This is a genomic window from Streptomyces sp. NPDC058459 (assembly GCF_042721685.1).
Lineage (GTDB): Bacteria > Actinomycetota > Actinomycetes > Streptomycetales > Streptomycetaceae > Streptomyces.
This window is the reverse complement of sequence record NZ_JBHXLV010000323.1, coordinates 1-4,562: the sequence shown is the minus strand read 5'-3', so window position 1 is coordinate 4,562 and position 4,562 is coordinate 1. Positions and strand designations below refer to the sequence as shown.

The window sequence follows — 4,562 nt, the reverse complement described above, 5'->3', positions numbered from 1 at the left end:
GGGTTCAGCCCGTGACCGCCTCGTGCACCAGGCGGCGCAGGTCGGGGAAGATCTTCAGGGTGCGCGGGCGTACCTGGGTCATGAACTGCACGGTGAGGTCCAGTGCCGGGGCCACCCAGAAGGCGGTGGTCGCCACCCCGGTCCAGCCGAAGGTGCCCGGAGCGGAGGGGGCCAGGGTGCGGGCGGGGTCGGTGACGACGGAGACGTTGAAACCGAAGCCCAGCCCGTCGTTGGCCCGCTCCTGGTGCGCGGGGGCGCCGAACTCGCACAGCACGGCGTCACCGGGGAGCTGGTTGCGGGTCATCAGGGCGAGCGTGGCGGGGGAGAGCAGCCGGACGCCGTCGAGTTCGCCGCCCCGGCGCAGCAGTTCCATGAAGCGGTGGTAGTCGCCCGCGCTCGACACCAGCCCGCCGCTCCCCGACAGGAACCGGGGCCGCCCGCGCACCGGCAGCCCCGGTACGGGCGTGATGCCGCCGTCCTGGGTCTCGCCGTACAACTCGGCCAATCTCGGCCCCTGTTCGGGGGTGAGGTGGAAGCCAGTGTCGGTCATGCCGAGGGGGCCGAGGACGCGCTCGGCGAAGAACGCGTCCAGGGCACGGCCCGAGACCACCTCGATGAGCCGGCCCAGCACGTTGGTGGCGACCGAGTAGTTCCACCGGGTACCCGGCTCGAACTGGAGGGGCAGGGACGCGTACACCGCGATGGTCTCGGCGAGGTCCGCGCCGGAGGGCACCGACGACTCCAGCCCGGCCGCGCGGTACAGGGCGTCCACCGGGTGGTCGTGGTAGAAGGCGAAGGTCAGGCCCGCCGTGTGGGTGAGCAGATGCCGGACGCGGATCGGTCCGGCGGCCGGGCGGGTGCGTACGCCGTCACCGGAACCGTCCACGTACACGCGGGGGTCGGCGAACTCGGGCAGGTAGCGGTCGACCGGGTCGTCCAGGGCGAGCAGGCCCTCCTCGACCAGCATCAGCACGGCGACCGCCGTCACCGGCTTGGTCATGGAGTAGATCCGCCACAGGGTGTCGCTCTCCACCGGCAGCCCGGCCGCGAGGTCGCGGTGGCCGTGGGTCGTCAGATGGGCGACCTGGCCGCCACGGGCCACCGACACCAGGAAGCCGGGCAGCCTGCCCTCGTCCACGAGCCCGGCGAGATGCTCGTCGAGGCGGTCCAGCGCCTTCGCGTCCAGCCCCACGTCCCGCGGGGCGACTTCCTGTCGCAGCTGTGCCATGACTCTCCTCCGGTCCTGCCGTACTCACGTGCCGCCGCTCATCGTGGCGCATGATCACCGTCAAGTACCCCGTCCTCAGCGGATCTTGTGAGCGGCACCAGGCGGCACCAGGCGGCGTCCGGACAACGGCCCGGCGAGCGGTACGGCCATGACCGCGACGGCGGCGAGTACGAGCAGCGCGGTGCGCGGGCCCGCCCCCATCAGCGCCCGCCAGCCGGGCCCGCTCAACAGCGCCCCGCCGAACAGCGGACCCGCGGCCGCCGCCAGCCCGATCGCGCTGGTCCGCACGGCCAGCGGCATCGCGAGCCGGTCCGGCGGGTACGCCGACCGCAGCATGCCCAGTGTGGCCGGCTGGAGCAGCGCCCCGCACACCCCCTGCGCCGCCCGGAGGCCGATGACCCAGCCGATGTCCGGCGCGAGCGCGACGCCCGCCGAGGCGGCGCCGGAGCCCAGCATCCCGGGGGCGAACACCCGCCGCTGCCCGTACCGGTCCCCGAGCCGGCCCGCGAACACCAACAGTCCGGCCACGGCCACGAGATAGGCGGTGCTGGTCCACTGCACCCCGGTGACGGAGGCGCCCAGCGAGCGCTGCAACGACGGCTGGGCCACGGCGGGTGATGGCGGACAGCAGCTCCAGGTGGGCTGGTCGTCAGGGAATGCCGACTGGGCCTCCACCCGTTGACGTGGATATGACTCAGGACACGACGCAGGACGCACTGCTGGCGCTCCTCTCCGAGGGGCACGGCGGGGTGCTCGTCACCCTCAAGCGCGACGGCCGCCCCCAGCTGTCCAACGTCAGCCATGCCTACGACCCGGACGCGCGGATCATCCGGATCTCGGTCACCGATGACCGCGCCAAGACCCGCAACCTGCGCCGCGACCCCCGCGTCTCCTACTACGCCACGAGTACCGACCGCTGGGCGTACACCGTCGCCGAGGGCACCGCCGAGCTGACCCCGGTGGCCGCCGACCCGTACGACGAGACCGTGGAGGAGCTGGTGCGGCTCTACCGCGCGGTGTCGGGCGAGCACGACGACTGGGACGAGTACCGCGCGGCCATGGTCCGCGACAAGCGCCTGGTGGTCCGGCTGCGCGTGGACCGGGCCTACGGGGTACCCCGAAGCTAGCCCACACCGAATTCCGTCAGTTACCGGCGCCGAGGCCGCCGCCGACGACGAGCTCGCGGCACACCATCATGACCTCACTCCTCGGACCGTCGAACGGCCGGCCGCTCACGGGCCCAGGCGGCCAGGGGCTCGAGTGCGGCGTTGAGACGCCTACCGTCCTCGGTCAGTGAGTACTCGACACGGGGTGGCACCTCGTCGCAGGAGACGCGGTGCACGACGCCGTCCGCTTCCAGCTCACGCAGGTGAGAGGCGAGCATCTTCTCGGTGATGCCCGGAAGCAGCCGGCGCAGCGCGCCGAAGCGGCAGTGGGGATGTTCGTGCAGCGCCCAGAGGATCAGCACCTTCCACTTGCCGCCGATCACCTCCATCGCGGAGTCGATCCCGCAGACGTGTCCGTCCTGCGCGCGCGGCCGGTTCAGCGTCGTCATGCCCCACCTCTCTGACGTGCTCGCTCACTCCGGGGTAACCACCCACTGCCAAGTAGGTACTTGATCGTCTCCGGGCGTGCCAGCAGCCTAATCGGCATGCCACAGAATCCTCTTGTCGAGAAGACTCCCGTCACGCTGCTGGGCCTCGGTGCGATGGGCACCGCGCTGGCCCGCACCTGGCTCAGCGCCGGTCACCCGCTCACCGTCTGGAACCGCACCCCCGCCCGCGCCGCGGCACTCGAAGCCGAGGGCGCGAGCGTCGCGGACACCGCCGCCGGGGCCGTCGCGGCGAACACCCTCGTGATCACCTGCCTGTTGGACGACATGTCGGTCGGTGAGGTGCTGGCCGGCCTCGACCTGACCGGGAAGGACCTGGTCAACCTCACCACCAGCACCCCCGCCCAGGCCCGCGACCGGGCCGAGTGGTCCCGCCAGCGCGGCGCCCGCTACCTGGACGGCGGGATCATGGCCGTCCCTCCGATGATCGGCGTCCCGGAGAGCGGCGGCTATGCCTTCTACAGCGGTTCCGAGGAGCTGTTCGCGCGGCACCGGGACACCCTGGGCATCCCGGCCGGTACCAGTTTCGTCGGCGAGGACGCCGGCTTCGCGGCCCTGTACGACGTGGCCCTGCTCAGCGCCATGTACGGGATGTTCGCCGGCGCGGCACACGCCTTCGCCCTGATCCGGAAGGAGGACATCGACCCCGCGGCGCTGGCCCCACTGCTCGCCGACTGGCTGACCGCGATGGCCCCTTCGGTGCACCAGACCGCCGACCAGCTGCGGACCGGCGACTACACCGAGGGTGTCGCCTCCCCCCTCGCCATGCAGGTGGCCGGCACGCCCGCCTTCCTGCGCACCGCCGAGCAGCAGGGTGTCAGTCCGGAACTGCTCACCCCTTACTTCGATCTGATGCGCCGCCGCCTGGCCGAGGGCAGCGACGACGAGGGCCTGACGGGAGTGATCGACCTGCTGGTGAGGTGACCGGGCGGATCGGCGCCGGTGGCGGGCCGGCCCCGCACCGGGTGCTCGCGGAGCGAAGGGAGCACTACCGGCGGGTGAGGTAGGCCACCACCATGTCGGCCAGCATCGTGCGGTAGTGGTCGCGGTGGGCGGGGGCGGACAGGTCGCGGTCGAAGAGGGCGCCGAAGGTGTGCCGGCCGGTGACCCGGTAGCAGCAGAACGCGCTGATCATCGCGTGCAGGTCGACCGCGTCGACCTCGGTGGTGAAGGCTCCGGATTCCCGGCCGGCGTCCAGCACACGGCTCAGCGCGCCCAGTCCGGGGGAGTCGATCCGGCCCGATCTGCGGGCGGCGGCGAGGTGTTCGCCGCCATGGATGTTCTCCACGCCGACCAGGCGGACCAGGTCCGGGTGTTGTTCGTGGTGGTCGAAGGTCACCTGGGTGATGCGGCGGACGGCTGCTGTCGGGTCGAGTCTCTCGATCTCCCGCAGGTCTCCGACCCCGTGCAGCGTGCCGTACGCCCGCTCCAGCACGGCCGCGAAGAGCTGCTTCTTGCCGCCGAAGTAGTAGTAGATCATCCGCTTCGTGGTGCGGGTGCGGGCCGCTATCTCCTCGACGCGGGCGCCGTCGTAGCCCGCGCGCGCGAACTCGCCGGTCGCCGCGTCCAGGATGTCGGACCGGGTGCGGGCCGCGTCCGGTAACCGCCGGTCGGGGCGCACCGGTTCGTCGACGCTGGTCATCGCGTTCCTTCGGGCCGTCGGGCAGGGCTTCTACCGGTCTGCCGGCGATTGTAGAAGCCCGGCCCGCCGGACATGGAGAC

The 4,562-nt window shown here is 72.1% G+C and carries 5 protein-coding genes and 1 pseudogene; 2 read left to right on the top strand and 4 right to left on the bottom strand.

The features are described from left to right. Window positions 1–4: 4 nt before the first annotated feature. Entirely contained in the window at window positions 5–1,228 is a 1,224-nt protein-coding gene (locus tag ACFWN1_RS31815; RefSeq protein ID WP_384369750.1) for a serine hydrolase domain-containing protein, read from the bottom strand. 200 nt (window positions 1,229–1,428) lie between these two features. Further along, window positions 1,429–1,837: pseudogene (locus ACFWN1_RS31810) on the bottom strand (MFS transporter); the annotation flags it as partial. An 80-nt stretch (window positions 1,838–1,917) separates the two neighbouring features. Between ACFWN1_RS31810 and ACFWN1_RS31805 the strand changes: the two are divergent. Then, complete coding sequence (locus tag ACFWN1_RS31805; protein ID WP_384369753.1) at window positions 1,918–2,355, top strand: PPOX class F420-dependent oxidoreductase; 438 nt, start codon at window positions 1,918–1,920, stop codon at window positions 2,353–2,355. A gap of 74 nt (window positions 2,356–2,429) precedes the next feature. On the opposite strand, the gene ACFWN1_RS31800 is transcribed toward ACFWN1_RS31805, so the two are convergent. Beyond that, window positions 2,430–2,783, bottom strand: a complete 354-nt coding sequence (locus ACFWN1_RS31800; RefSeq protein WP_384369747.1) for a winged helix-turn-helix transcriptional regulator — start codon at window positions 2,781–2,783, stop codon at window positions 2,430–2,432. A gap of 96 nt (window positions 2,784–2,879) precedes the next feature. On the opposite strand from ACFWN1_RS31800, the gene ACFWN1_RS31795 reads away from it, so the two are divergent. Then, window positions 2,880–3,764 carry an NAD(P)-dependent oxidoreductase gene (locus ACFWN1_RS31795; protein WP_384369745.1) on the top strand — a complete coding sequence of 295 codons (885 nt, stop codon included), beginning with the start codon at window positions 2,880–2,882 and terminating at the stop codon, window positions 3,762–3,764. A gap of 64 nt (window positions 3,765–3,828) precedes the next feature. Here the strand turns inward: ACFWN1_RS31795 and ACFWN1_RS31790 are convergent, their stop codons facing one another. Beyond that, the gene (locus ACFWN1_RS31790) at window positions 3,829–4,482 is read right to left on the bottom strand and encodes a TetR family transcriptional regulator (protein ID WP_384369742.1); all 654 of its coding nucleotides are present in this window, start codon (window positions 4,480–4,482) and stop codon (window positions 3,829–3,831) included. Between the last annotated feature and the right edge of the window lie 80 nt (window positions 4,483–4,562).

What these genes read in the sequence shown, in the direction of transcription:
- ACFWN1_RS31795 (WP_384369745.1), top strand. Translation starts at nt 2,880, where the DNA reads ATGCCACAGAATCCTCTTGTCGAGAAGACTCCCGTCACGCTGCTGGGC.
- ACFWN1_RS31805 (WP_384369753.1), top strand. Translation starts at nt 1,918, where the DNA reads ATGACTCAGGACACGACGCAGGACGCACTGCTGGCGCTCCTCTCCGAG.
- ACFWN1_RS31800 (WP_384369747.1), bottom strand. Translation starts at nt 2,783, where the DNA reads ATGACGACGCTGAACCGGCCGCGCGCGCAGGACGGACACGTCTGCGGG.
- ACFWN1_RS31790 (WP_384369742.1), bottom strand. Translation starts at nt 4,482, where the DNA reads ATGACCAGCGTCGACGAACCGGTGCGCCCCGACCGGCGGTTACCGGAC.
- ACFWN1_RS31815 (WP_384369750.1), bottom strand. Translation starts at nt 1,228, where the DNA reads ATGGCACAGCTGCGACAGGAAGTCGCCCCGCGGGACGTGGGGCTGGAC.